Annotated in this window: 24 protein-coding genes; 13 read left to right on the forward strand and 11 right to left on the reverse strand. The window is 58.8% G+C overall.

Annotated elements, in window-relative coordinates; translation table 11 throughout:
• Positions 1-557: 557 nt before the first annotated feature.
• On the forward strand, positions 558-2,018 hold the full coding sequence (locus DX909_RS03915) for a leucine-rich repeat domain-containing protein (RefSeq protein ID WP_128543770.1): 1,461 nt from the start codon (positions 558-560) through the stop codon (positions 2,016-2,018).
• 49 nt (positions 2,019-2,067) lie between these two features.
• Here DX909_RS03915 and DX909_RS03920 read toward each other — a convergent pair whose 3' ends face one another.
• Positions 2,068-2,580 (reverse strand): acyl-CoA thioesterase, encoded by a 513-nt coding sequence (locus DX909_RS03920; RefSeq protein ID WP_128543771.1) that lies wholly within the window; start codon positions 2,578-2,580, stop codon positions 2,068-2,070.
• A gap of 163 nt (positions 2,581-2,743) precedes the next feature.
• On the opposite strand from DX909_RS03920, the gene DX909_RS03925 reads away from it, so the two are divergent.
• The 6 genes from DX909_RS03925 (at position 2,744) to DX909_RS03950 (ending at position 8,160) form a co-directional block, all read left to right on the forward strand.
• Positions 2,744-3,193: a DUF2147 domain-containing protein gene (locus DX909_RS03925; protein ID WP_128543772.1), complete on the forward strand. Its 450-nt coding sequence runs from the start codon at positions 2,744-2,746 to the stop codon at positions 3,191-3,193.
• Between the two features lie 40 nt (positions 3,194-3,233).
• The gene (locus tag DX909_RS03930) at positions 3,234-3,419 is read left to right on the forward strand and encodes a CsbD family protein (protein ID WP_128543773.1); all 186 of its coding nucleotides are present in this window, start codon (positions 3,234-3,236) and stop codon (positions 3,417-3,419) included.
• Positions 3,420-3,624: 205 nt separating this feature from the next.
• Positions 3,625-6,429: a M16 family metallopeptidase gene (locus tag DX909_RS03935; RefSeq protein ID WP_128543774.1), complete on the forward strand. Its 2,805-nt coding sequence runs from the start codon at positions 3,625-3,627 to the stop codon at positions 6,427-6,429.
• A 104-nt stretch (positions 6,430-6,533) separates the two neighbouring features.
• Complete coding sequence (locus DX909_RS03940; protein WP_128543776.1) at positions 6,534-6,914, forward strand: hypothetical protein; 381 nt, start codon at positions 6,534-6,536, stop codon at positions 6,912-6,914.
• A 38-nt stretch (positions 6,915-6,952) separates the two neighbouring features.
• Positions 6,953-7,132: a hypothetical protein gene (locus tag DX909_RS03945; RefSeq protein WP_128543778.1), complete on the forward strand. Its 180-nt coding sequence runs from the start codon at positions 6,953-6,955 to the stop codon at positions 7,130-7,132.
• A 113-nt stretch (positions 7,133-7,245) separates the two neighbouring features.
• Positions 7,246-8,160: an EamA family transporter gene (locus DX909_RS03950; protein ID WP_128544270.1), complete on the forward strand. Its 915-nt coding sequence runs from the start codon at positions 7,246-7,248 to the stop codon at positions 8,158-8,160.
• A gap of 12 nt (positions 8,161-8,172) precedes the next feature.
• Here DX909_RS03950 and DX909_RS03955 read toward each other — a convergent pair whose 3' ends face one another.
• Positions 8,173-8,931 carry an SDR family NAD(P)-dependent oxidoreductase gene (locus DX909_RS03955; RefSeq protein ID WP_128543781.1) on the reverse strand — a complete coding sequence of 253 codons (759 nt, stop codon included), beginning with the start codon at positions 8,929-8,931 and terminating at the stop codon, positions 8,173-8,175.
• A gap of 122 nt (positions 8,932-9,053) precedes the next feature.
• Between DX909_RS03955 and DX909_RS03960 the strand changes: the two genes are divergently transcribed.
• Both DX909_RS03960 and DX909_RS03965 read left to right on the forward strand, forming a co-directional pair.
• Positions 9,054-9,644, forward strand: a complete 591-nt coding sequence (locus DX909_RS03960; protein WP_128543783.1) for a nitroreductase family protein — start codon at positions 9,054-9,056, stop codon at positions 9,642-9,644.
• A 172-nt stretch (positions 9,645-9,816) separates the two neighbouring features.
• Positions 9,817-10,380 carry a hypothetical protein gene (locus DX909_RS03965; protein WP_229310938.1) on the forward strand — a complete coding sequence of 188 codons (564 nt, stop codon included), beginning with the start codon at positions 9,817-9,819 and terminating at the stop codon, positions 10,378-10,380.
• 32 nt (positions 10,381-10,412) lie between these two features.
• Here DX909_RS03965 and DX909_RS03970 read toward each other — a convergent pair whose 3' ends face one another.
• Positions 10,413-11,783 (reverse strand): FAD-binding oxidoreductase, encoded by a 1,371-nt coding sequence (locus tag DX909_RS03970; RefSeq protein ID WP_128543785.1) that lies wholly within the window; start codon positions 11,781-11,783, stop codon positions 10,413-10,415.
• 93 nt (positions 11,784-11,876) lie between these two features.
• On the reverse strand, positions 11,877-12,761 hold the full coding sequence (locus DX909_RS03975; protein WP_164851189.1) for a helix-turn-helix transcriptional regulator: 885 nt from the start codon (positions 12,759-12,761) through the stop codon (positions 11,877-11,879).
• 159 nt (positions 12,762-12,920) lie between these two features.
• Here DX909_RS03975 and DX909_RS03980 point away from each other — a divergent pair, with 159 nt between their 5' ends.
• Together DX909_RS03980 and DX909_RS03985 are read left to right on the forward strand one after the other, a co-directional pair.
• Positions 12,921-15,317 (forward strand): TonB-dependent receptor, encoded by a 2,397-nt coding sequence (locus tag DX909_RS03980; RefSeq protein WP_128543788.1) that lies wholly within the window; start codon positions 12,921-12,923, stop codon positions 15,315-15,317.
• A 4-nt stretch (positions 15,318-15,321) separates the two neighbouring features.
• Positions 15,322-16,161: a DUF4249 domain-containing protein gene (locus DX909_RS03985; protein ID WP_128543789.1), complete on the forward strand. Its 840-nt coding sequence runs from the start codon at positions 15,322-15,324 to the stop codon at positions 16,159-16,161.
• A gap of 14 nt (positions 16,162-16,175) precedes the next feature.
• Here DX909_RS03985 and DX909_RS03990 read toward each other — a convergent pair whose 3' ends face one another.
• Entirely contained in the window at positions 16,176-17,882 is a 1,707-nt protein-coding gene (locus DX909_RS03990) for an IlvD/Edd family dehydratase (protein ID WP_128543790.1), read from the reverse strand.
• Positions 17,883-18,147: 265 nt separating this feature from the next.
• Here DX909_RS03990 and DX909_RS03995 point away from each other — a divergent pair, with 265 nt between their 5' ends.
• Both DX909_RS03995 and DX909_RS04000 read left to right on the forward strand, forming a co-directional pair.
• Entirely contained in the window at positions 18,148-19,626 is a 1,479-nt protein-coding gene (locus DX909_RS03995; RefSeq protein WP_128543792.1) for a M48 family metalloprotease, read from the forward strand.
• Between the two features lie 107 nt (positions 19,627-19,733).
• On the forward strand, positions 19,734-21,974 hold the full coding sequence (locus DX909_RS04000) for a carbohydrate binding family 9 domain-containing protein (RefSeq protein WP_128543794.1): 2,241 nt from the start codon (positions 19,734-19,736) through the stop codon (positions 21,972-21,974).
• A 9-nt stretch (positions 21,975-21,983) separates the two neighbouring features.
• Here DX909_RS04000 and DX909_RS04005 read toward each other — a convergent pair whose 3' ends face one another.
• The 6 genes from DX909_RS04005 to DX909_RS04030 all read right to left on the reverse strand — a co-directional run bounded on the left by DX909_RS04005 (position 21,984) and on the right by DX909_RS04030 (position 26,524).
• Positions 21,984-22,808 carry a LytTR family DNA-binding domain-containing protein gene (locus DX909_RS04005; protein ID WP_128543796.1) on the reverse strand — a complete coding sequence of 275 codons (825 nt, stop codon included), beginning with the start codon at positions 22,806-22,808 and terminating at the stop codon, positions 21,984-21,986.
• Positions 22,809-22,823: 15 nt separating this feature from the next.
• A complete protein-coding gene (locus DX909_RS04010; protein ID WP_128543798.1) occupies positions 22,824-23,999 on the reverse strand; it encodes a DUF418 domain-containing protein in 1,176 nt (391 codons plus the stop codon).
• Positions 23,996-24,247, reverse strand: a complete 252-nt coding sequence (locus DX909_RS04015) for a hypothetical protein (protein WP_128543800.1) — start codon at positions 24,245-24,247, stop codon at positions 23,996-23,998. Before DX909_RS04015 ends, DX909_RS04010 begins: the two co-directional genes overlap by 4 nt.
• 124 nt (positions 24,248-24,371) lie before the next feature.
• Positions 24,372-25,478, reverse strand: coding sequence for a WG repeat-containing protein (locus DX909_RS04020; protein ID WP_128543801.1), 1,107 nt, complete (start codon positions 25,476-25,478; stop codon positions 24,372-24,374).
• Positions 25,475-25,963: a VOC family protein gene (locus DX909_RS04025; RefSeq protein WP_128543802.1), complete on the reverse strand. Its 489-nt coding sequence runs from the start codon at positions 25,961-25,963 to the stop codon at positions 25,475-25,477. Before DX909_RS04025 ends, DX909_RS04020 begins: the two co-directional genes overlap by 4 nt.
• Before the next feature lie 30 nt (positions 25,964-25,993).
• On the reverse strand, positions 25,994-26,524 hold the full coding sequence (locus DX909_RS04030) for a DinB family protein (RefSeq protein WP_128544272.1): 531 nt from the start codon (positions 26,522-26,524) through the stop codon (positions 25,994-25,996).

The following is a 26,524-nucleotide window of genomic DNA, read 5'->3' on the forward strand; positions in this document are numbered from 1 at the left end:
CGTAGATGTCAAGCTTTATCTACGAATTTTTTCGTAATAAAAGTTAAAAAGTGTTTCCCTTCAGAGGTTGTTTGGGGAAGGCTTGGTCATCGCGGAGCTTTGTCATCCCGAGGAACGAGGGATCCTGGAGCAGGGCGATCCGGTCTGAGTGGGTGCCGAAACGGAGAACCACCCCCCGACCCCCTCCTTGCTAAGGAGGGGGAGTGCTCCGCCAGTTTCCAGAGATCGCGAAGCTACCCCCACCTTAGCAAGGAGGCCGGGCCGCCGTTGCGGGGCGGGGGGTGGTCTCCGGACGCAGGAGGACGTTTGTGGCTACGCATGGCCCATCTGCCTGAGCCCCGAGGCACAGGGTCCCTCCTGCGTCGGGATGACAAACATGCGGAAGGACAAACCGGTCGGGATGGAAAATACCGCCCTCACGGTTCTGACTGACGCTTCCCCGGAGGTGGTCCAGAGAACCCCTTGCTTCCCGGGAATAAAAAAGCTTGCAAACTTCAATCAATAAAACTATAATTATCGTTAGATGAAAGACTGAGAAGTTCAAACCCCTGAAACCCATGAAACTCACCATAACTCTTTTTTGCCTGCTGCTTTGCCTTCGGACGTTGGCCCAACCGGTTTGCCTGAGCCGGGAGGAACATGATAAGGTAGCCGCCCAACTGGCCAGACAATATACCCTTCTGGCCGATCAGGTAGACCCGGGAAACCGGACCCGGTCGCCGGGCATTCGGATGGATTGGGAGAAAACCGAAGGCGAGAAAAAGATGGCCGGGATTTATTCGGAAGTAACCAATGCCGTTCGGGAGGAGTTCAGGAAAGCCGGCCTGCTTCAGGACGGCGCCTATGATCTGATGCTAACCCTATATGGAAATCCGGACGGCTCGATCCGGCAGGGAAGCTTCTTTCTTGCCGTTCTGGGGAACCGGCCGGACACGGCCGTCCAGAATGCGCAGGAGCCGATGCGGGCGCTGGTGTGCCGCTGGATGGCGGATTACCGGCTTCCGGTGACGGTGGAACGGCCGTTCCGGCTGGGAATGAATGTGCCGATCGGAAAACTTGTCTCCGCCCCCCGCCGTCCCCGCCGGGGACCGGGCATCATGGCGACTCTGGAAGACGCCCGGAAAACCGACCGGCCCGACACGGTTCGGTTGCTGGCCCTCAATAGTCTGGGACTGAATACCGTTCCGGAGGAAATTTACCGGTTTCCGAATCTGGAAGATCTGGACCTGAGCAACAATGCCCTGACGAAAATCCCGGCAAAAGTCTTCGGTATTCCCAAACTCCGGCAACTCAACCTGACGGGAAACCCGCTGGGGAACGAGGGGCTGAAAGGGGTGCCGAACGACCACTTAAAAGTTCTCAATCTGCAACGAACCGGCCTGACCACCATCCCGAAGGCAATTCTGGAAAACCGGGGGCTGACGAGCCTGTGGCTGGGATACAACGATCTGTCGAAAGGACTGGATATACGGCTCCTCCGCAGGCTCCGGCATCTGAACGACCTCAACCTGTACCGCTCGAACCTCTCCGAATTGCCTTCCTCCCTCGGTCGGCTGAAGCGGCTGGAAGTGCTTGATCTGTATTACAACCAGATCCGGGGGCTGCCTGAAAAACTGAGTCGACTGCGCCGGCTGCAGCAACTGGCCGTGTCGCACAACCGCCTGGCTGCTTTACCGAAACGGATCGGAAAACTACGCTCCCTCCATACCCTCTATACGCACCATAATTCTCTGAGCGCGCTCCCGAAAAGCATCCGGAAGCTGCGCAAACTGCAAATCCTGGACATCAGCGACAACGCCTTTACCCAAATTCCCGACCATCTTGCCGGCCTTTCCGCCCTGGAAGATCTCAACCTGGGCCACAATCGCCTGGCCCAGCTGCCTCCGTCTCTCGGCCGGCTCAAAAACCTCCGGAAATTGTATCTGCGCGGAAATCCGGCCCTTGACGGCAACCAGGCCACGGCCGCGCTGCCCGTGATCCGGCAGCTAGAAGGAAACCGCACGGAAGTGCAATACTAATGGAATTGTAGAATGATTGAATTTTGAATGAGTGAATGTTAACATTCGATCATTCTACTGCTTTTTTGATCTGTTTGATGCGTTCGTTGAAGCTGAGGTTGTGGAAATCGACGTCGCGGACGCAGATGGTGTTCAGGAAATCCATCACTTCGGGGGAGTGCGGGATCCTCTTGCCGGTCAGGACGCTCACATATTTAGAAGTCATCCACAGGACGTTTTTCAACTGTTTGCCCCCGTCATCGGTCATATAGTACTCGGTGACGAGCGTATCTTCGTTGCAATAAATCAGCCTCGACCGAATCCGGATCCATTCGCTGACCATAGCCGGGCGGACATAAGCGATTTGATGCTGATACACCACCCAAGAGGTATTGTACTCGCGAAACAACTGCAACAGACTGAAGTTATAGAGTTTGGCAACCTGGTCTTCGCGGGCATTGAAGTAATAATCGAAATACTTTGAATTGTTAAGATGCTGAAGAGGGTCGCAATCCTGGAAACGGATCATCACACGGGATTCGGTTTCAGTCGGATAGGTTTTGCTGGGATCGAGAATGATCATGGACAAATGGGGGATGGAATACCGCTTAAGACTTTTTTGGGCAAAAATACCAACAATCCTCGTCCTGTATTCCGTTCCCTACTTTTCGGTTACCTTGTTTTTTGCTATTTTTACCATAAAAACGACAATTTTTGAGAAAGAAAATTTCGTACATGCAGCACCTATGAAAACCTTACGTACGCTTGCCTATTCGCTTACCCTTTTAATTACCTTCTGCGGCTTTACTCCTACCTTCGACCCGGACGCCGTTCTGGGCACCTGGTTGAACGGGACCCGGCGCGGTCATGTGCAGATTTACAAACAGGGAGATGCCTACTATGGGAAAATCGTCTGGCTGAGAGAACCCAACGACCCCCAGACGGGTAAACCCAAAACCGACCGGAAGAACAGCCTGGCCGTGCTCCGCAACCGCCCCATTCTCGGTCTCGACGTCATGAAGGGCTTCATGTATGACGGAAAGAATGTCTGGGAAGACGGCAAAATCTACAACCCGGAAGACGGCAAGGAATACAGCTGCAAGATGACCATGCGCACCCCCAATATTCTCGATGTCCGCGGGTATATCGGCATTTCCCTCCTGGGCAATACGCAAACATGGACCCGGGTAAAATAGTTATAGGGTTAATTACTCACGTTAAAACCTTATAATTGCCATGAACGAGACAACCATGAAAGGCGGCTGGAATGAGCTGAAAGGCAAAATCAAACAAGCCTACGGCGACCTGACCGACGACGACCTGGCCTACGAGGAAGGCCAGCAGGACGAAATGTGGGGCAAGCTCCAGCAGAAAACCGGTAAAACAAAAGACGAAATCCGGAAAGCCATTGCCGACCTTTAAGCAAAAATGGCCCATAATGAAAAGAGACAGCTTTCGGGCTGTCTCTTTTCATTTTCAGGGAGTTCGACGCTGAGAAAACCGGGTCGGCCCTAATTTTTGTTAAATCTCCCTCATTGCCCCCCTCCCGCCTTGCTAATGCGGTGAGAATCGTGTAATTATACCTTCCTTTACTTCCACAGTTCCTTAACGCTTTCACCTTTACCGTATGCTTCCTCAACGCTTCAAGGCCCGATGGCTGCCGGTTCTGGCGGCCGGCCTGCTCCACTTTCACTTCCTTTCCGCCCAGAACCTGCCCGAGGGCGTGACAAAAGTAACCTCCGTGGAAGGGATCACCGAATACCAGCTGAAAAACGGCCTGCGGGTCCTGCTGTTTCCCGATCCCTCCAAACCGACCGTCACGGTGAACATGACCTACCTCGTGGGGTCCCGGCACGAAGGCTACGGCGAAACCGGCATGGCTCACCTGCTCGAACACCTGGTCTTCAAAGGCTCCACCAAACACAAGAACATCCCGCAGGAACTAACCGAACACGGCTGCTGGCCCAACGGCACCACCTGGTACGACCGCACCAACTATTTCGAGACCTTCTCGGCCAACGACGAGAATCTCAAGTGGGCGCTCGACCTCGAATCGGACCGCATGGTGAACTCGTTCATCGCGGCCAAAGACCTCGAAACCGAGTTCAGCGTGGTGCGGAATGAATTCGAGATGGGTGAAAACTCCCCGCAGTACGTTCTGATGGAGCGGGTGCTGGCATCGGCCTACCTCTGGCACAACTACGGCAAGTCGACCATCGGCAGCCGGGAAGACATCGAAAAGGTTCCTATCGAAAACCTGCAGGCGTTTTACCGCAAGTTCTACCAGCCGGACAACGCCATCCTGCTGGTGGCGGGCAAGTTCGACGAAGCGAAAACCATCGGCCTCATCGACCAGTATTTCAGCCCCATTCCGAAACCGACCCGGGTGCTGCCTAAAACCTACAGCGTGGAACCCACGCAGGACGGTGAGCGCTCGGTCAGTCTCCGTCGCGTCGGCGATACCCAGGGCGTGGCCTGCGCCTACCACACACCCTCCGGCTCGCATCCCGATTATGCCGTACTCGACGTGCTGGTCGAACTGCTGACGAATGAACCTTCCGGCCGGCTGTACAAATCGCTGGTGGAAGGCAAGAAAGCCGCCTACCAGTATGGCTGGACGCCCTCCCTCCACGACCCCGGCTTTGCCTACTTCTACGCCGAGGTCCGCAAGGAACAGTCGCTCGATTCGGCCCGGACCCTCATGCTCGGTACCTTTGACGAACTGGCCCGCCGGGCTCCGACCGCCGAGGAAGTCGAGCGTTCCAAAACCAAACTCCTGAAAGACATCGACCTGATGTTCAAGAATGCCGACCGGGTGGGCCTGAACCTCAGCGAATGGATGGCGGCCGGCGACTGGCGGCTGATTTTCCTCTACCGCGACCGCCTGAAAAAAGTAACCCCGGCCGATGTCCAGCGGGTGGCCGCAGCTTACTTCAAACCTTCCAACCGGACCGTGGGCGTTTTCGTCCCGGACCAGAAACCCGACCGCGCCGAAATCCCGGAATCGCCCGACGTGATGGCCATGGTAAAAGATTATAAGGGAGACCAGAGCCTGTCGGCCGGAGAAGCCTTCGACCCCTCCCCGGCCAACATCGACGCCCGCACCAAACGGGGCCAGGAGGGATTAGGAATTAAATACGCCCTCCTGCCGAAATCCACCCGGGGCAACTCCGTCAATCTGTCGCTGCGACTGCGCTACGGCGATGAACAGAGCCTGATGAACAAGGGATTGGCGGCCCGCTTTGCGGCATCGATGCTGGAACGGGGAACGAAGACCCGCACCTACCAGCAAATCCGGGACGAACTGGACCGGCTTCAGGCCCAGGCCAGCGTGTGGGGCTATGGACAATCGGCCGACATCCGGATCGAAACCTCGAAGGAGAACCTGCCCGCGGTGATGAACCTCGTGATGGATTGCCTGAAAAACTCCACGTTCCCGGCGGCCGAATTCGAGAAGCTGAAGCAGGAAGCCCTGGCAAACATCGAGTCACAGAAACAGGAACCGCAGGCCATTGCCCAGAACGTGGCCGAGCGGCTGATGAACCCCTACCCCAAAGGCCACACCTTCTACACGATGACCTTCGATGAGGAAATCGAAGCCATCAAGGCGCTCAAGCTGGAGGAGGTAAAGCAGTTTTACAAGGATTTCTACGGCGCCCAGAACGCCACCATCGCGGTGGTCGGGGCCTTCGACGAAGCCGCTATGCGTAAAACCATCCGCGACGGCCTGGGCAGCTGGAAAGCCGCCAAACCGTATACCCGGATCCCGTTATCCCTCTTTGCCGACGTCAAGCCGGAGGTGAAGTCCATCCAGACCAATGATAAGGCCAACGCCATGTTCGTTGCCGGCATGAAGCTCCCGCTGCGCGACGACGACCCGGACTTTCCGGCCGTTTACATGGCCAACTACATTCTCGGCGACGGCTTTCTGAACTCCCGGCTGGCCACCCGGGTCCGGCAGAAGGAGGGCATCAGCTACGGGATCGGGTCATTTCTGTACGCCGACGATAACGATAAGGTCGGCAATTTCGGCTCCTACGCGATCTATAACCCGGAAAACGCCGAAAAGCTGGATCAGGCGTTCCGGGAAGAGGTGGAAAAACTGCTGAAGGAAGGCGTCACGGCCGAGGAACTCAAATCGGCCAAAGCCGCCGTCCTCCAGAACAATCAGGTCGAGCGTTCGCAGGACGGCATTCTGGCCGGAAAATGGACCCAGTACCTAACCAAAAAGGAACCGCGCACCTTCGCCTACGACGCCGAGCTGGAGAAACGAATCGCAGCACTGACCCCCGAACAGGTCAACGCGGCCGTGAAGAAATACATCGATTACTCCAGGCTGACGATGGTGAAAGCCGGTGATTTTGAAAAGGCGTCTAAAAAACTGACCGAGAAACAGGCTCCCGCGAGTGTGGGCGGAGCAAAAAATAAGTAACTTATTTTCAGACTGAAAGAGTAAATTTCGGTAACGCGGGCCACCGGTCCGCGTTACTTTTTTGCCCGTTTTCCTTCTAAAAGGGTAACATTTCTGCACTTTTCATGGAGGACAACGGGCGGTCGAATCCTTTCGGCCTGATAGCAAGGTTATTGCCGGAATGGGGTCAGGCGGCCGATGAGCTGTATCGGAATTATCATACCATAGACCGGATCATCTCCCAGGCCGGACAACTGCCGCTCCGCCGTAAAGACCGCAGGCGGCTCGTCGACCTGCGGACCCGCCTGCTGGATACACTGGCCGCCCTGATTCAGGACCTCCCTTCCTCCCACCGCCGTCTGGGCCGGAGCGGACGGGCGTGGCAGGACCATTTCCATGCCCATGCCGAAATGCTGAAGGGCCTCAATGCGGAGATCGGTTCCATCCTGAGCGACGTACGGACACGTTACCCGCAGGTAAAAAGCGGGCCGGACGAAACGCTTTGACGATCCGGCGGCAGATTGTATATTCCAAACCATTGCCGATGAACGATTCCATTCTGGTAAAAGAACTGATTCACCGGCTGAAAACCACCGGCGATCCTGCCCTCTTCGATACCCTGTTCCTGCTGTACGTGTATCGCTACCGTCAGGTCCTTCAGAACACCGTATACTTTACCGTCCGGGAGTCGGACCGGCGAGACCTGCCCGGACCGCTCAGATAGTTTCCCGCTATTATTAAAATTAATCGTTACCATTTAAAAAATTAATCGGCCAGCTCTGGAAATATTTCTATTTCTTTGCTGTTGAATCGGTATTAGAGCAACGTCGATGAATGATGAATACGGTTTTTGTTAAAAAAGTAAGCTCTCCCCGGGTAACCCTCTGGCTGGCCCTGGCCTCGGTTTATACACTCTGGGGCTCAACCTACCTGTTTATCCACTTCATGACCGAGAAGATGCCGCCCCTGTATATGGCGTCGCTCCGGTTGAGTACGGCGGGCCTGATCCTGTATCTCTACGCCCGGCTGACCGGTACGCCGGTTCCCGGCCTGAAACAATGGCTGTCGGCCGGAAGCATCGGGATTCTGCTGCTGACCATTGCCAACGGCTGCATGTCGATGGCGATTCAGTATGTGCCGACGAGCATCGCGGCCCTGATTTCGGCCACCGTCCCCCTGTTCATCATTCTGTTCAACTGGATCGGCTTCAGCCATGTGAAGCCCTCCCGGCTTTCGCTGGCGGGCCTGGCGGTCGGGCTGATCGGCGTTTCGCTGCTGGTGCGGCCCGCCAATGCCGGCACGGCCTCCATGAACCACATTGGGGTCGGCATCGGCCTGATCATGATCGGAAACATTTCGTGGGCCTTCGGAACGCTCCTGTCCTCGCGGCTCTCGCTTCCTTCGCAGTTGATTTCCAGTGCCATCCAAATGCTGGTCGGCGGGGTCATGCTGTTCATCTTCAGCATGTTTACCGAGAACGTCAGCCCTATCAGCATCAGTGAGGCTCCGGTGAAGGCCATCGGCGCCCTCGTCTATCTCATCATCTTCGGCTCGATCATCGGGTTCTCCTCCTTTGCGTGGCTGGCCCGGAACGCTTCTCCCCAACTGGTGGCGACCTATGCCTATGTCAACCCGGTGGTGGCGATGCTGCTCGGCTGGGCTTTTGCCGGCGAAACCCTCACGGGTCAGTCGATTCTGGCGGCATTGGTCATCCTCTCCGGCGTCGTGCTGATTACGCTCGGCAAAAAATAGGGCGGTTCGTATTTACACCGGCGGAGGGCTGACGGAGGTCCAGCCGCCGTCGACGACCAGACTCTGGCCGGTAATATGCCGGGATTGCGGGGCAACCAGAAACAGGGCCGCATTCGTTATATCGTCCACGGTAGCCGGCCGGCCCATCGGCGTAATCTTCGACCAGATCGGAATGTAGGAAGGATCATCGAGGGTCCGCTCCGTCTGTGTGGCCCCCGGCGCTACCGCATTGATGGAGATGCCGTGAGGGGAAAGGTCCAGTACCAGGTTTTTAGCGAGCATTTCCAGGGCGGCTTTCGTCATGGCGTAGGCGGCCAGCCCCGGGTGCGCCTGATGCCCCACGACCGACGACATCAGCAGGATGCTTCCGCCCTGCCCCTGCTCCCGCATCTGCCGGGCTGCGGTCTGCGTCAGGAAAAAGCTGCCCCGCAGGTTCAGGTTCATCACCTTTTCGAACGCTTCGGGCTGATAGTCGAAAAAGTCTCCGAAGATGGTAATCCCGGCATTCGCTACGACGATGTCCAGCCGACCGAATTCCTCCACCGCTCTTCGGATCATCTGCCGGATGAAGCTGACGTCGGAAGCGTCGCCCGGCCAGGCCAGGCAGCGACCCCCTTCGCCCTGAATGGCGTCGGCGGCTTGCCGGGCCAGGGTTTCATCGAGATCGTTGAGAAGAACGGAAGCGCCCTCGCGGGCCAGCCGACGGGCGATGGCAAAACCGATGCCCTGCCCCGCTCCGGTGACGATGGCAGTCTGGGTCTGGAAAATCATACGGAAAGATCAAATTCGGAAGTCGGGCGCAAAATAGAAGAACTCACCCATTCTTCCGCCAACTTTTTTTCAGGTTTCGATGTTTTTCATGTAGATACATTAAATTACAAGGAACCTGAACGATGACGATTGACTATTCTGAAACCAAAACTGCCCCGACGCAGCACGAGGTACTCGACGTAATCCGGAACCGCTGGAGCCCCCGCTCCTTTGCCGATCGCCCGGTGGCGCAGGAAGACCTTGAAACCTTATTTGAAGCGGCTTCATGGGCGCCGAGCGCCATCAACGAACAGCCGTGGCGCTATATATACGCCCACCGGTCCGATACCGAAACCTTTGAAAAACTGCTGGCCTGCCTGGCTCCCGGCAATCAGGTCTGGGCCAGAGATGCGGCCGTTCTGGTGCTGAGTGTGGCCCGAAAAACCTATTCCGCCACCGGAAAACCGAACCGGACCCACCTGTACGATACGGGTGCCGCCAACCTGGCGCTGCTGCTTCAGGGCACGGAAATGGGAATTTTCGGGCACCAGATTGGTGGTTTCGACCTGAACAAAACGGTTGAAACCGTTCAACTGTCCGACGATTTCGAACCGGCGGTTTTCATTGCCCTCGGGTACAGGGATTCGTATGAAAAACTGGCGGAACCGTTCCGGACCCGGGAAATGACCCCGCGTTCCCGTAAAACCGTTCAGGAGTTTACTTCCGAACTTTAATCAGTAACTATCCGAACAAAAAATCCCGGACGGCCGTCCGGGATTTTTTGTTTAGGGTGCTTAAAACCCTCTTATCAAATTTTAATCGATCCTTAAGCCGGCTCTAAGTTTTGCAGAATTTCTTCCGGAACGGACCGTCGAACAGCGTCTGCTCCCATTATCTGCAAGGATCATGAATGCGAATCTTCACCCGAAAGAATCCGGCACGTTCGCCGGCTCCAAACCCGGCCTGAGCCCGGTGGTGATTCTCTACGGGATCATTATTCTGCTCGGAATCGGGGCCGGTTACCTGCTTTTCCGCAACTGGCACCTCAAAAGGCAGTTTGCAGGGGAGCGGACCCGGCTGCTCGATTCCGCCCAGACCAACCAGCTCGCCAACGACCGGCAGCAGCTTACCTTCGGCATGAAAACGTTCGTCTGGGCGGTCCGGAATTCACTCCTGCAGAACAGACCGGGGGAAATCCGGGAGCACTTCAAGACGCTGGTCAAAGACCGGGGGGTGAAGGAAGTTCTGCTGGTCGATCCGGCCGGCCACGTGACGCTGTCGACCAATAAGAAAAATGAGGGCATCGACTTTGCGAAGCGGTATCCCGCCCACCTGCTCCAACAGCAGGACGTGTATTTCAACGATACTTATCCGTACGAGCTGTCGGCCCCGATCCACTCAACCGACCGGCGTCTGGGCACCCTGGTGATGTTCTACACTCCGACCCCGATCCTGCCGCTGGACGAATGAAAAAAAGCGATTCCAGGATATCCAGAAGGAAATTAAAACGGAGAAGGCGGCAGTAACTTACCGGGGTTCATGATCTGGAGCGGATCGAGACCGGCTTTGATGGAACGCATCACGGCCAGAGCCGGTCCGTGTTCGGATTCCATATACGCCAGCTTCCCGATGCCGATGCCGTGTTCGCCCGTACAGGTGCCTTCCATCTCCAGCGCCCGCCGGACAAGCCGTTCGTTGACGGCCCGGGCTTTCGCCAGCGCATCCGGATCGTCGGGGTGAACCGGGATGGAAAGGTGAAAATTGCCGTCTCCGACATGGCCCAGAATGGGGGCCAGCAGGCCCGATTCGGCAATGTCCCGCTGGGTTTCGGTGATGCAGACCGCCAGCCGGGAAATGGGTACGCAGACGTCGGTGGAGAACAGCCGGCAGCCGGGAACCAGCGTCTGCACGGCCAGGGCCGCATCGGTTCGGGCCTTCCAGAGCCGCTCCCGGGCGCTTTCCTCCTCCTCCCCCACGAAGCCCTCCGCCCCGAACCCGAAGGCAATGGACCGGGTGCGGTCGGCCTGGCGCTCCACTTCGCCCGATGACCCGTGAAACTCCAGAAAAAGGGTCGGCTCCTCGCGGTAAGTCAGGCCCGAATACCGGTTGATGACGCGCATCATGGTGGCATCCAGCAACTCCACCCGCGCCACCGGCACCCCCTGCTGGATGGTCCGGATGGCGGTATTGACGGCAGCCTCCACCGTCGGGAAACTGGTGACGGCGGCATAGACCGACTCGGGGTAACCCGAAAGCTTCAGGGTCAGGTCCGTTATGATTCCCAGCGTTCCCTCCGACCCGATGAACAGACGGGTCAGGTCGTAGCCGGCCGAAGATTTGCGGGCTTTGGAGCCGGTTTTCACGACCGATCCGTCCGGCAGTACCACCGTCAGCGACAGCACATTATCCTTCATGGTTCCGTACCGGACGGCATTGGTCCCGGAAGCCCGGGTGGCCGCCATGCCGCCGATGGTGGCGTTGACGCCCGGACCGATGGGAAAGAAAAAGCCGGTCCCCTTCAATGCCTCGTCGAGCTGGTTGCGGGTAACCCCGGCCTGGACCGTCACGTACATGTCGGCCGTATTGATCTCCGGAATCCGGTTCATTTTTCCCAGATCGACACTGATGCCGCCCCGGGTGGCGACGATATGCCCTTCGATGGAAGTCCCGGCCCCGAACGGAATCACCGGCACGCGATACCGGCTGCAAATCCGCAGGATTTCAGAAACCTCTTCGACCGATTGGGGATAAACGACCGCATCCGGCGGCATACAGGCATGGTAGCTGAACCCGGCTCCGTGCTGGTTCCGGACGTCGGTATTCTCGGAATACCGGTTCGATAAAAGGGCTTTCAGTTCAGTGGTGAAGGACATTCCGGTTTCCGGGTTCAGGCCATGGACCGGGACAGGTTCCGGCCGGACGTGAAGCTAACCATTTTGCCCGAAAGTCGCGGTCTGTCGCCCGTTTCAACGCACCGGAATCCGGATTTCCAGCTGGTCGGGCCGGGCCGGGTCGATCACGATCCAGGATTCGTGGTCGCGGATGTGCAGGAGGCTTTCCCGAACGGACTCCTCGATGATGGCCACCGGCATCAGGCCGCCGGCATTCCGGGAGGCTTCAAACCGGGTAAGAAGAAACCGCCCACCGGCTGCCGGACGGTTCAGAAAATCCATCCGGCTCAGAAAGGCCGCCTTCGCTTCTCCCTCCACCAGAAAACCGCCTTTGACGTACATCCGGGTTTTCGAGGCTGCGCAGCCGACGTTCGAACTGCTCAGGACCACCGGGCCGCCGATGATCGGCTGAAGCTCGAACAACCGGATCAGCCGCCGTAAAAATCCGGCTTCGCCCTGAGGCAGGTTGGGGTAACCGAGGAACTGAAAATAATACCGGGAAGGCGGCAGATGCTGGATGGAATACCGGTTTTCGAGCATCTGCCGGCGCCAGAGCGTCCGCAGTTCGGTCATGCCCTGCGCATCCCCGGCCAGGCTGTCGGGCACAAACAGATCCGCTTTCCGGCGAACCGCCGACGGTGCGTGGTTGAATTCCTGTGAAAAGGCCTTGCTAAACGAATGTTTGGACCCGTAGCCGACGAGTTCGCCGATATCGCCGACCGAATAGGCGGAGTGTTTCAGGTAACCGAAGGCGTGTTCCAGCCGCAGCCGACGGATAAACTGACCCAGGCTTTCCCCCATCGAATCCGCAAACTGGTGCTGGAGGTAAAAGTATGACACCCCCACCTCTTCACAGATGTCCCGGATGCCGAACGGGCGGTCGAGTCGGGATTCCACGAATTGCACCACCCGGTGCACCTGGTTCGTCTGGATTGGAGGAGCAGAGGTCTGGACCAACATAATAGCAATTTTGGACAACTCCGGAGGCCGCAGCTCTTCGGACTTTTGCAGTGATTTTGATAACTCTTTAAAATTCAGCATTCAGACCGCCCGGAAACAGAGGAACTACATCTGCGGACGAGGGGCCGGATGCAAGGACGATTCTTGACAACAAATACGATGATGCGATTCCGTACCTTCCTTCTGCTGGGTTTCCTTTTCATTCATTCCAAAGCCTCCGCCCAGGTCCGGCACATCCTGAGCGGCACGGTCCGCGATGCCGCCACCGGCGAAGTGCTCATCGGTGCGACCGTTCAGGTTGCCGGCCATGCCATCGGCGTCACTACGAACGCCTACGGGTTTTATTCACTCTCCCTGCCGGCCGGTCCCCACCGCCTGTCGGTCACTTTCCTCGGTTACCGCAGCCTGGAACAGCCGGTTTCTCTCAACACCGACCAGAAAGCGGATTTTAGCCTGGAAGCCGTCACCCAACAGATGGAAGAGGTGACCGTCACGGCCGAAAAACCCGGCGACCGGGTCCTCAATCCTGAAATGGGCTCGACGCGCCTGTCTTTCCGGACGCTCCGGGCGGTTCCGGCGATGCTCGGCGAGGTGGACCTGGTCCGGACGATGCAGACGCTGCCGGGGGTGACGACCGTCGGGGAAGGCTCGGCCGGGTTCAACGTCCGGGGCGGAAATGTGGACCAGAACCTGCTGCTGCTCGACGAAGCCCCGGTGTACAATGCTTCCCATCTGATGGGGTTCTTTTCGGTGTTCAACCCCGACGCCGTAAAAGACGTGAAATTAATGAAAGCCGGAATCCCGGCCCGCTACGGGGGGCGGCTCTCCTCGCTGATGGAGGTACGGATGCGGGAGGGCAACTCCAAACGGTGGGCCGCTACCGGGGGCATCGGCACGCTGTCCAGCCGGCTGCTGGTGGAAGGGCCGCTGGTGAAAGACCGGGGGTCGGTGCTGGTGGCGGGCCGACGCTCCTATTCCGACCTGGTGCTGCATCTTTCGGGCAATGAGGACCTGAAGAAAAACTCGGTTTACTTTTACGATTTCAGCGCCAAGGCCAATTACCGGATCGGGGCCAGAGACCAGTTATTTCTTTCCCATTATTCGGGCCGGGACGTTTTCAGGGTAGATTTCGAAGGCAACAAACTGAATCTCCGCTGGGGCAACCGGACCGGCACCCTGCGGTGGAACCACCTGTTTTCGAACCGGCTATTCGCTAACCTGACCGCCGTATTCAGCGATTACGACTACCGCATCTACATCCCGGCCGGAGTGCAGGACGACGCCGAAATCGAGATATCCAAAGGGGTTCAGGGAGCCAACTGGACGTCCCGGATCGCCAGTTACAACGCCAAAGCCGACTTTACCTTCTACGCCAACGCCCGAAACACGGTCACCTTCGGCACCAATTTTCTTCAATACCGATTCGATCCCGGAAGACTGAAAGCCGAGGGCGACCGCTCCACGGTTCACGAAATCATCCTGCCTTCGCAGCACGCCCGCGAATACGCCGTCTATCTGGAGAACGAGCAGACATTCGGGAACAAGTGGGCCGCTCAGTACGGTATCCGGCTGTCGGCCTTCGAATACCTCGGGCCGGGTACGGTGGTCGATTACCCCCGAACGCCTTCCGAAACCGGCGGGCCGTCCGGCGAGCGACGTTTTGAAAAAGGCCAGGTCATCGCATCCTACCTGCATCCCGAACCCCGGCTGGCGGTTCGGTTCAGCCCGGCGGCCGGCCGTTCATTGAAAGCGAGTTATAACCGTACCGCTCAGTATATCCACCTGATCTCCCCGACCACGGCGGCCTCTCCGCTGGACATCTGGTCGCCGTCGACCAACAACATCCGGCCGGGGCTGGCCGACCAGCTTTCCGTCGGGTATTACCACACCCTCAGCCGCTGGGAACTCAGTGGGGAAGTGTATTATAAAACGCTTCAGAATCAGATCGATTACCGCCCCGGGGCCGAAGTGAAGGTAAATCCGAAACTGGAAGCGGAACTGCTGTACGGCCGGGGCCGGTCTTACGGGCTGGAGGTGTATGCCCGACGGCACACGGGCCGGCTCACCGGATGGGTCAGTTACACTCTTTCCCGCTCCGAACAGCAGGTCGACGGCATCAATACCAACCGGTGGTATCTGACCAAATTCGACCGGCGGCATATGCTTTCCATAGTCGGCACCTGGGAGGCCGGGAAGCGGCTGAGCGTGTCGGCCACCTTTACTCTGAATTCCGGCACCCCCGTCACCGTACCCAACGCCCGGTATGAAGTGGAAGGCGGCACGATTTCGGTTCCGATCAACACCCGCAACCGGCGCAACACGTTCCGCCTTCCCTCCTATCATCGGCTGGACCTTTCGGCCACCTGGAAAAACCGGCCGAAACCCGGGCGTCGGCGGCAGGCCGAATGGGTAGCCTCGCTCTATAATGTGTATGGCCGCCGGAACCCGTTTTCGATCTATTTCCAGCAGGGAAGCAACGCCCAGGCCACCGAAGCCGTCCGGCTCTCCATCATCGGCACCGTTCTGCCCTCTCTCACCTACAACTTTACTTTCTAAAGCCATGAAATCGACCCACCGTTTCCTGAAACTCCTGCTTTCTGCCGTGGCCGTCCTGCCTCTGGGCGGCTGTGAGGATACCATTTCCGTGAACCTGAAGGAAGGCGAACGGCTCGTGGTGGTAGAAGGCTCGATCACCGACCGGCCGGGGCCCTACACCGTGCGGCTTTCCACTACGGCCCCGTATTTCAGCAATCAGCCGACGCCCCGGCTGTCGGGAGCGGAGGTGGTCTTGTCCGACGACCGGGGCGACCGGGAAGTGCTGACCGAAACCGGTCCCGGACTGTACCAAACGCACCGTTTACAGGGCCGGGTCGGCGGGAAGTACGCCCTGACCGTTCGGGTGAACGGGGAAGAATACGAGGCCCAAACCGAAATCCGGCGGGTGCCGGTCATCGACTCGCTGCGGTCGGGCTTCCGGAAGGCAACCGAAGCCCGGGACGCGGGGTATTTTCTAACTTATTTCGGTCCTGAACCCGCCGGCGGACCGGATTTTTACCGCGTCAAAATTTTCCGGAACGATACTTTGCTCAACGACCCGCAGCTCGATCTGTTCTTCTTCAGCGACGACCATATCGACGGCAACTACCTGAACGGGCTGGAACTGGGCGCCGGGCCGTTCCGACCCGGAGACAACGCCCGGGTGGAACTGCACGGCATCACGGAAGAGACTTTCCGGTATTTGAGAGAATTGCAGAAGCAGATGCGGAACGACGGACTTTTCTCCAGCCCGACCGCCAACGTGCGGACCAACATCCGAAATACCCGGCCCGGCGGCAAACCCGCCACCGGCTGGTTCGGCGGTTCGGCGGTCCGGACCGGAACGCTGGTCATCCGAAAATAAAAGGCAGAAAATCGTCAGTGGGAATCCCGCTTGACGACCGGCCCGGAGCTGCCCTGCAAAAAGTCGAAGTCGGCGCCTTCATGGGCCTGGGTTACATGGCGGATATACATTTTCGTATAGCCGCGCTCGTAGCCGAGGTCGATGGGCTGGAAAGACGCCAGCCGAAGGGCCAGTTCTTCCGGCTCGACGTGCAGGTGCAGCAGCCGCTGGTCGACGTCCAGCGTGATCAGGTCGCCGTCGCGGACCAGAGCCAGATTACCCCCAATGGCCGCTTCCGGCGAAACGTGCAGCACGACGGTCCCGAAGCCGGTCCCGCTCATGCGGCCGTCCGAAATCCGGACCATGTCATGGACGCCCTGCGCCAGCACCTTGGCCGGCAGCTGCATATTTCCGACTTCGGGCATGCCCGGATAGCCCTTCGGCCCGACGTTTTTCAGGACCAGCACGCAGGACGGGTCCACATCGAGGTTCGGGTCGTCGACGCGTTTCTTATAGTCGTCGATGTTTTCGAAAACCACCGCCCGGCCCGTGTGGCGCATGAGTTCGGGCGTTGCCGCGGAAGGCTTCAGCACTGCGCCGTAGGGACATAGATTGCCTTTCAGCACCGCAATGCCGGATTCCGGCTTGAACGGTTCGTCCACCGAGGCAATGACCTGCCGGTTATAGCATTCGGCGCCGGCGGTATTTTCCCCGAGGGTCTGGCCGTTGACGGTCATGGCGCCGGTATGCAGGAATCCGTGCAACTCCCTGATGACGGCCGGCAGGCCGCCCGCGTAGAACAGGTCCTCCACGAAATGCTCCCCGGAAGGCTGGAGGTTCGCCAGCAGCGGGATCCGGGCTGAAAGAGTATCGAAATCGTCGAGGGTCAGCTGAACCCCCATCCGGCCCGCGATGGCGGTCAGGTGGAGGATGAAATTGGTCGAGCCGCCGAGGGCCGCGTTGACCATGATGGCGTTCTCGAAAGCCTCCCGGGTCAGGATGTCGGAGGGCCGGACGTTCCGCCGTACGAGGTCAACGGCCTGCATGCCGGCCATGTGGGCCAGTACTTTCCTCCGGGAATCGGCGGCCGGGATGGTGGCGTTGTCGGGCAGGGCCAGCCCCAGCGTTTCGACCATGGCGGCCATCGTGGAGGCTGTCCCCATCACGGCGCAGTGGCCCTGGCTGCGGGCCATGCAGGCTTCGGCCGCCACGAATTCCTCCTGCGACATCTCCCCTTTCTTATTGGCTTCGGCAAACCGCCAGAGGTCGGAGGTGCCGATGTTTTTTCCCTTGTATTTCCCCGCCAGCATCGGCCCCCCGGAGACGACGATGGTCGGCAGGTCGACGCTGCACGCGCCCATGACCAGCGAGGGCGTCGTTTTGTCGCAGCCGCAGAGCAGCACGACCGCATCCAGCGAATTCCCCCGGATCGACTCCTCCACGTCCATACTGGCCAGATTCCGGAACAGCATGGTGGTGGGTTTCATCTGACACTCGCCCAGTGACATGACCGGAAATTCGAGCGGAAAGCCGCCTGCTTCCCAGACCCCGCGTTTGACGGCCTCGGCCAGTTCGCGGAAGTGGGCGTTGCAGGGAGTCAGTTCGGAGAAGGTATTACAGATGCCGATCACCGGTTTACTTTCGAAGAGGTGATGCGGGAAGCCCTGGTTTTTCATCCAGGCGCGGTAAATAAAGCCGTCTTTACCGGTGCGGCCAAACCATTCCTGTGAACGAAGCTGCATGCTTGCTTGAAAAGATTCGTTAAGAGTTCGGTGCCGAAATTTAGGGAGATTTCCGCACAATTCGGGACTTAGCCGGTTTTTCCTGCCGCTTTCCCGAAAAGGAATGCGCCGGAACCACTCCGGCAGGATTCGGGTGCGTTGAATCGAAAGATAAACCGTCAGGGGTGGCTGGTAGTTAATCCCAGTACTTCCTGATTCGGGGAGATTTGAAGGGTTGATCAGGAAAAGGAAACGTGTTTCAACGATCAATTCAACATTTTACACCATGCAAACCCTTTCATGCAGTTTCCGAACGCTACTCTTTTTTGGTTTACTGGCCGGCGTTACGGCCTGTTCGCGAAACCCGGTTACCGGAAAGAAGGAATTGATTCTGATGTCGAAGGAGCAGGAGATTGCCCTCGGTCAGCAGTCACACCCTTCAGTGGTGGCCACAATGGGCCTGTACGACGACAAAAAACTCAGCGACTTCATCAATGAAAAGGGCAAGGCCATGGCCCGTATTTCGCACCGGCCGGACCTTCCCTACCAGTTCTACATCGTGGATTCGCCGGTCGTCAACGCCTTTGCGGTACCGGGCGGTTATGTGTACTTTACCCGGGGCATCATGGCCCACTTCAATAACGAGGCCGAGTTTGCCGGGGTGCTGGGCCATGAAATCGGGCACATTACGGCCCGCCATTCGGCCCGGCAGCAGACCACCCAGTTGCTGAGTACGGCCGGTCTGATCGCCGGTATGGTACTGGCTCCCCAGTTGGGGCAGTTCGGGGAGGCCGCCCAGCAGGGGCTCGGCCTGCTGATGCTCAGCTACAGCCGGGCGCACGAGTCGGAGTCGGACAAGATCGGGGTGGAATATTCAAGCAAGATCGGTTACGACGCCCACCAGATGGCCAATTTCTTCGGTACCATTAAACGGATTCAGGAAAATTCCGGCGAGGCCATCCCCACCTTCATGTCGACCCACCCCGACCCGGGAAACCGATTCTCCAAAGTTCATGAAATGGCGAAGGACTATCAGGCCAAGAATCCGCAGAAATATGAAGTGGACCGGGAGAATTATCTGCGCATGATCGACGGCATCATCTACGGCGAGGACCCCAAACAGGGTTTCGTGGAGAACAATATGTTCTACCATCCGGAGATGCGGTTTCAGTTTCCGGTGCCGAACGGCTGGCAGCACGAGAATTCCCCCGCCCAGTTCCAGATGGCGTCCAAAAACGGCGAAAACGCCATGATTCTGACCCTGGCGAAGGGCAATACCCTGGATGAAGCCGCCCAGACCCTTGTCCAGCAGCTGGGCCTGAAGGTACTGGAAAGCGGCAAAACCTCCCTGAACGGCCTTCCGGCCTATGTGCTCATCTCCCAGCAGCAACCCCAACAGCAGCAGGGTCAGCCGCAACAGCAGCAGGACCCGCGGACGGCCGTTCAGATCGGCACCTGGCTTATTCAGTACAACAACGCCATCTTTGCGCTGCATGGGCTCGCCTACGCGAAGGATTTCGACAGCGCCTTCCGGACCTACCAGAAGGTGGCCGGAGGGTTTCAAGCCCTGACCGACCCTGAGAAGCTCAACCGGAAGCCGGAACGGGTACAGGTTCGGGCCGCCCCGCGCGACGGCTCCTTCAAAGACGTAATGACGGCCCTGGGAATGCCTTCCAACCGGATTGATGAACTCGGTGTGCTGAACAGCCTGAAGGCCAACGACAACGTGACGCGCGGTTCGCTGCTGAAAACCATTGGAAGGTAATCGCGTCCGCGATTACCTTCTTTCCGGTTTTTACCTGCCGTTCATAAAGAAAAACTGTTTCAACTCCTCCGACCGGCGGTATCTTCGCAGGTGACCATGCCTCACCTATGAGAATACGTTTACCGGTTATTGCCCTGCTCCTTTGCCACTGGACCGCGAAGGGGCAGGATGCCACCGTTTTTTCTCCCGATTCCGTTAAAAGGACCCTGGCGGCCGGCGGTATTTCGACGCTGCTGCGGATCGACGGACGCCTGAACGAACCTGAATGGCAGACGGTTCGTCCGGCCGGGTCGTTCGTGATGGTCGAGCCGTTTCAGGGCAATCCCGTCAACCACGACACCGAGGTCCGGGTGCTGTACAACCGCCAATATCTGTACGTCGGCGCCTTCATGCGGGATTCGCTCGGCCGGAAAGGCCTGCGGGTCACGGACTTCCGTCGCGACTTCAACATCCGGTCCCACGATCTGTTCGGCCTCGCCATCGACGGCTTCAACGACCAGCGCAACGCCATGGTCCTGATGACCAACCCCTACGGCACCCAGCGCGACCTGCTGTCGTTCGACGACGTGCTGTACGACAACGACTGGGACGGCCTCTGGCGCGTCCGGACCACCCGCACCGATTCAGGCTGGGTAGCGGAAATGGCGATTCCCTGGCAGACGCTTCGGTATCCCCGTTCTGCGGACTCGACCCGGAACTGGGGTATCAACTTTTTCCGGAACCGGCGCCTTACCAACGAAATCTCGGGCTGGTCGCGGTATCCCCGGTCGTTCAGTCCGCTGCGGATGGATTATGCCGGACGTATCACCGGCCTTCAGCCGCCCCCGCCCTCGCCCAACATCCGGATTCAGCCCTACCTGCTGACCTCGTTCGGCCGCCGGAAGGGAACAGACCTCGGCAACGGGACCGACCAGTCGCTGAAGCTGGGCGGGGAGGCCAAATGGGCCATCAACCCGAACACCGTCCTGGACCTGACCTTCAATACGGATTTTGCCCAGGCCGACGCCGACCGGCAGGTCAACAACGTCACCCGGTTTTCGGTATTCTTCCCGGAACGGCGGCAGTTTTTCCTGGAAAACGCAAGTCTGTTCGGGGCCGGCCTTCAGCCCAGCGACGACCTCTCCGGCGGCTCCATGCGGATTCAGCCCTTTTTCAGCCGGCGCATCGGTCTGGATGAAGCCGGCAACCCTCTTCCGATCGACGCCGGCGCCCGGCTCGTCTACCGGTCGCTGAAGCGAAACTTCGGCGGTTTGCTGATGCGCCAGCGGGAAACTGATCAGAGCCCGGCCACCAACTTTGCGGTGGGGCGCTATTCGCAGAATTTCGGGAAGCAGAACCGCATCGGCGGGCTGGTGACGCTTCGTCAGGAAGCCGACCTTCGGGTGGGAGCCGATTCCCTCCGGCCCGGCCGGACCAGCTGGGTGAGCGCCGTCGACGGCTTTTTCCGTCTGAATGCTTCGCACTCCCTGAACACCATGCTGATCCAGTCGGCCTCCACCGACGGCCGTCGGGGAAACGGCTTTGCGGGTTATGTGCAGTATTATTACACCTCGAACCAGTGGAAACTGTGGTGGACGCAATCGGTCGTGACGCGCCACTTCAACCCTACGGTCGGTTTCGTTTCCCGGAATGACGTCATCGCCACCACGCCGGGGCTTTTCTGGTACAACCGCGGCCGCTGGATTCCCTTCAAAAAACTAATCCGGGCCTTCGAACCCGGTGTTTCGGTGGAGATGTATCATCAGGCTTCGACCGGGCGGCTGATCGAAAGCGTGGTCAGCCTGAACCCGATTTGGTTCAACTTCCAGGGGGGCGGCTATTTCGGCTTCCTCATCAACCCGACCTACCAGTACCTGACCGAGCCGTTCGAACCGCTGGGCGTCACCATTCTGCCCGATCAGTACCGGTATACGCGGTATCAGTTTTATCTCGGCACCAACCAGGCGGGCAAGGTATCGGCTTCGGCCAACGCGGAAATGGGGCGGTATTACAACGGCCGGCTCTCCACCGCCGACCTGAGCCTTCGCTACTCCCCGATTCCCCACATCTCCCTGATCGGACGGTATGTAACCAACCGGTTCCGGAAGGTGGGTGAAGAACGTACCTCCGCCAACGTGGACCTGTATTCCGTGGAAGGCCGGCTGGCCCTCAACCCGCGTTTGCAGCTGATCGGCTTCTATCAGCACAATACCGCCGACACCCGCGATAATTATAACATCCGGCTGGCCTGGGAATACCGCCCGCTGTCGTTCCTGTACCTGGTGTTCAACCAACGGGCTTATACCACCCTGAGCCGCCAGCAGGAACAGAACGTCATTGCGAAACTGAGCTACCTGAAGCAGTTTTAGAAAAATCACTCAGCCTCGGGTGATGTCCTGCCGTTCCATCCATTTCCGGAAAGCCGGGGCGGTTTTCTGGCTGATGGTCAGTTCCGTACCGAAGGGCGGGACCAGCACCAGCCGGATCTTCCCGTAGTCGAGGCTCTGGTAGGAATAACAGGCCGAAAGCTGGACGATATTCTGGCGGTTGGCTCGGAAAAACCGGGCAGGGTCCAGCCGCTGCATGATCTGATGCAGCGGCTCGTCGAGGTGATAGCGGGCATTGTCGAAGGTGAACAGCCAGGTAATCCCGTCCTGAACACTGATCAGGCCGACCGCATCCAGCGGCACGTTGATCCGGCGCTGCCCGTGAATGCCGATCAGACTTCCCGCAAAGACCGTTTCTTCGGACAGGGTGCCGGGCCTTTCCAAAGCCTCCGGCCGGTTCCGAAGGTAATACGACAGGCCGGTATACAGAATGTTGACGAAAGTCAGAAACAGCACGATCACCGGAAATTCGGTTTGGAGAAAGGAATCCGTCCCGAAGACGTGGTCCGGGTCGATGAAGGCATATTGCAGGAAAGCAATGCCGTAGGCCAGCAGGCAGGAGCCGCCCAGACCTATCACCAGTTGAGCCGTGATTCGTTTCCCGTGCCCCGACTCCCACCCCACCCGGTCGTCCAGCAGACCGGTTACGAAGCTGATGTACTGAAACAGCAGAAAAGCCGCCGTCAGCGTAATCAGCAGGTCGCGGTAATAAGGCCAGGTGCGCAACAGGTTCACGAAGGGAACGTTGTTGAACGTCACCAGGAAAAAGGCGATGAAGGCCGCCCCGCCGACTTGAAACCACCGCTCCCGCGTCATGGATCGAAAAAGTTTTCAGGAAAGATAGGCCATCCGGCGCCAGATCCACTCTACCGGCCCGAATTCGTGCCGTCGGAGCCACCAGCGGCTGAAGATCGCCTGCACGAAGAAAATCACCAGCGACCAGACCAGCAACTCCTCCGGCATCAGCCTGCCGATCCGCCCGGTTCCGTAAAAAAGTGCGAACGCCAGCACGGTCTGCCCGAAATAGTTGGTCAGCCCCATTCGGCCGACCGGCGCCAGAAACCGCAGCAGCCGGTTACCCAGCGGACCATGATACAGTTTTACGAACAGGCCGAGGTAGAACAGACTGTGCAGAACCAGCCCGCCGGACACCGGAAATACCACCACCGCCATCCAGGGTTCCTCCATCGGGAGGGTGCCCTTTTTGATCGCCCAATAGAGTACGCTGCTCAGCAGGCCCAGCGTCCCCCCGGCCCGGAGCCACCGGTTGATTCGGCCCTGATGGTCGGCCGGGTTCCGAAAGAAGCCGATTTTTGCCAGCCACACGCCCAGCAGCATCTTCCCGAACATCGACACGAGGGTGATCGGCATATCCTGAATGAAATTATGCAGCGGGTCGATGATCCAGTTGGCTCTTAAAATCCGGGGATATGAGCCTTCGGTAAAAGATTGGAACACAAACGCCGGCAGCGGCATTTCGTCGATGGTTTCCGGAGCGGTCCGAAGCGGCAGGACGCCGTTCAGAATAAAGACCAGCGGGGTCAGGAACAGGATGAAAAGCAGGGAAAGCCGCAGGGTGGCCCGAGCCGAAAGATGCCCCACCAGCAGCAGGGCCGGACCCAGCAGGGCATAGTGCCGGACAATATCTCCGAACCAGAGCAGGTAAGCATGGAGGCAGGCGATGAGGAAAAGCAGGGCCATCCGTTTGACGTAAAACGGCCCGAACCCGACCCCCCGGGCGAGGGCACGCTGCCGCTGAATGGCAAAACCGGCTCCGAACAGGATCGAGAAGATCGTCACGAACTTCGTATCGATCAGAATGGTCAGTCCATCCGTCAGCAAACCGTCCGCCCGGCCGTCGGCCGGAAGCCACTCGTACCGCGAAAAAGACCAGCTGTTGACGATCAGGATGCCGAAGAGCGCAAACCCGCGCAGGGCGTCCATGAGTTGAATCCGTTCGTGGGAACGGACGGGCTGAAAGACCGCTTTCGTTTTCAGGGTGTTCATAGGCGGGTGGTGGCGTATAGAATCCGGTCGGCGAGAAATTGCTGGAGCGATTCCGAGTAGGGATATTTACCGAGGTCCTCCCAGGCCGGCACCCGGCCTGGGCTGCCCTTCGGCAGGACGAGCAGGCCGTCCAGCACCTCACGGCCTGCGGGAACCCGAACCCGCCGGAGCGTGGTGTCGGGTTGCGCCCGGGCCGTCTGAAGGATGAACGAAAAGAAAATGAGAAGGGTAAGAGCTGCTTTTTTCATCGTAGATCGGTTTATGACCGATCGCAAAGGAAAAAGCGTTTTTTAACGATACCGAGGGCGAAAACCGACTTCGGAAGTGAAGTAGAAATTTTCGGGAATGAAGTAAGGACAGGCCGTGCCGGGACTATTCCCCCTTCCAGAATACCTTGCCGGTTTTGGTGATGTAGACGGTTTTCAACCCGCCGAAGAGACTGCCGGTTTCCATCCGGGCCAGGCCGTGGCGGTACAGGCTGACGCCGGTGTAGGTCGGCTTTACGACTTCCCTGCCCGTCCGGTCGATGAAACCCCAGCCCCGGTCTTCGCCCTGCACCCCGGCCAGCCCTTCCCGGAAGATGCCGACGAATCGGTAGGGCAGTTCGGCAATGGTTTTGCCGCTCCGGTCGATCAGACTCCAGTGCCACTGTCGGCGGTCGGCCGACAGCCTCGCGACGGAGGCAATGCCTTCATACATGGTATGCCCGTCCTCGTACCGGTCGGGTTTGATCACCCACCGGCCCTTCGCGTCGATGAACCCGATGTAGGGACTGTCCAGCGGCCGGACCATCGCCAACCCCTCATGAAACGGCTGCACGAAAGAGAAGTCGGGCGGGATAACGAACCGGCCCGAATGGTCGATGTACCCGGAGGGACCGTCGTCGTAGGTGGTGTAGACACTGGCGAGGCCCTCCGAAAAGACGGAAGCCGTACAGGACCGACTGAACTGGGGCGCGATGACCATCTTCCCGGCCTTGTCGATGAAGCCGTTTTTGCCGCCCAACTTCACACAGGCCAGCCCCTCGGAAAAGGAGGCCGCATCTTCGTATTGAAGCGGGATGACCTCCTTCCCTTCGCGGTCGATGAAGCCCCATTTTTCGTTCCGGGCCACGGCCGCAAGGCCGTCGCTGAAATCCAGCATCCGGTCATAACCGTCGGCCACTACCCGGCCGGTCGTATCGATGAGGGCGTAGGTACGGGCGTATTCGGGTTCCACCGTCAGTTTCTGCACCACTGCCCGGCCCTCGAAAAAATCACCGGCGGCAAAAAATACCGGTTTGATGATCCATTCCTTTCGGGAGTTGATGTATCCCCATTTTTCCTTACCGCCTGCCGGATACAGGGCATTCGGCGGCAAATTTTGAACCTCCTGAAGCAGTTGGGGATTGGAGTCTGCCGCCTGATCCCGAAGTTTCAGCCAGAGGTACCGAACGGCCCATACCGCCCCGACGGCGGCCAGCAGGTAAATCAGTTTCATACGTCCAGTTCCCGCAGTAAGCCGGCGAGGTCGAGCGGCCGGGTATACATCAGTAGGGATCCGTCCGGGTTGGCAGGCCAGAGTTCCTTCGGGCGATCCCAGTACAGCTCGACGCCGTTCTGATCCGGGTCGTTCAGATAAAGTGCTTCGGACACGCCATGATCGGACGCACCGGTGAGCGGATAATGGGCGTCTCTCAGCCGCTGGAAAGCTACGGCAAGGTCCTTCCGGGTCGGGTACAGGATGGCGGTATGAAACAAACCGGCGCTGCGGGCCGGAGCCGGAGGGCCGCCCTTGCTGTACCAGGTGTTCAGACCGATGTGGTGGTGATACCCACCCGCGGAGATGAAGGCGGCATCCTCCCCGTAGAAGGTAGTCACGGTAAATCCGAGCAGGTCACAGTAAAACGCCAGGGACCGTTTCAGGTCGGAAACCTTCAGGTGAACGTGCCCGATTTGAGTGTGGGCGGGTATCGTGTAATCCATGAGTGGGAAAAGTTTCGGTAAAGCAAACGCTCAGGAATCCGATCCGGTGGCCGGATGCAGGATCCGGGCCGTAACCAGCAGCTGGCCGAGGTGGCGGCTGGTATGCTCGGCGGCATGGAACAGCAACCCCAGCACCGTCGAGGGAATCTGCGCTCGTCCGACGCCCCGGCCTTCCGTCAGCGTCTGCTCGTCGGTGGCCTTCAGCTGCTCCAGCGCCCGGTCGACCTGCCCGGCGAAACGGGCCACGAGGGCCTTCACCGGTTGTTCGCCCGGGAACGGCTTTCCCTCGGCCGCCAGGGCTTCCCGCTGGGCCTCGTCGAGCGGCCGGGCCTGGGCATAGGTGAACAGCCGGTCGAGGACGCCGGAGAGGTGCTGGAGGTGAAAACCGACCGCAGCCACCCCGGCCGGGCGTTCCCAGAGCAGGTGATCGGGAAAACCGGCCAGGGCACGCTCCACTTCCTCCCGGGCCTGAATGAGGGTGTGCGCCACCGGCTGAAGCAGGGGCGGGATGCCGGGAACCGGCCCTCGCTGCCAGGCTTCCCGGGTATCGGGCTGAGTCAT

Origin of the sequence: Larkinella soli, from assembly GCF_003703975.1 — a bacterium.
Lineage (GTDB): Bacteria > Bacteroidota > Bacteroidia > Cytophagales > Spirosomataceae > Larkinella > Larkinella soli.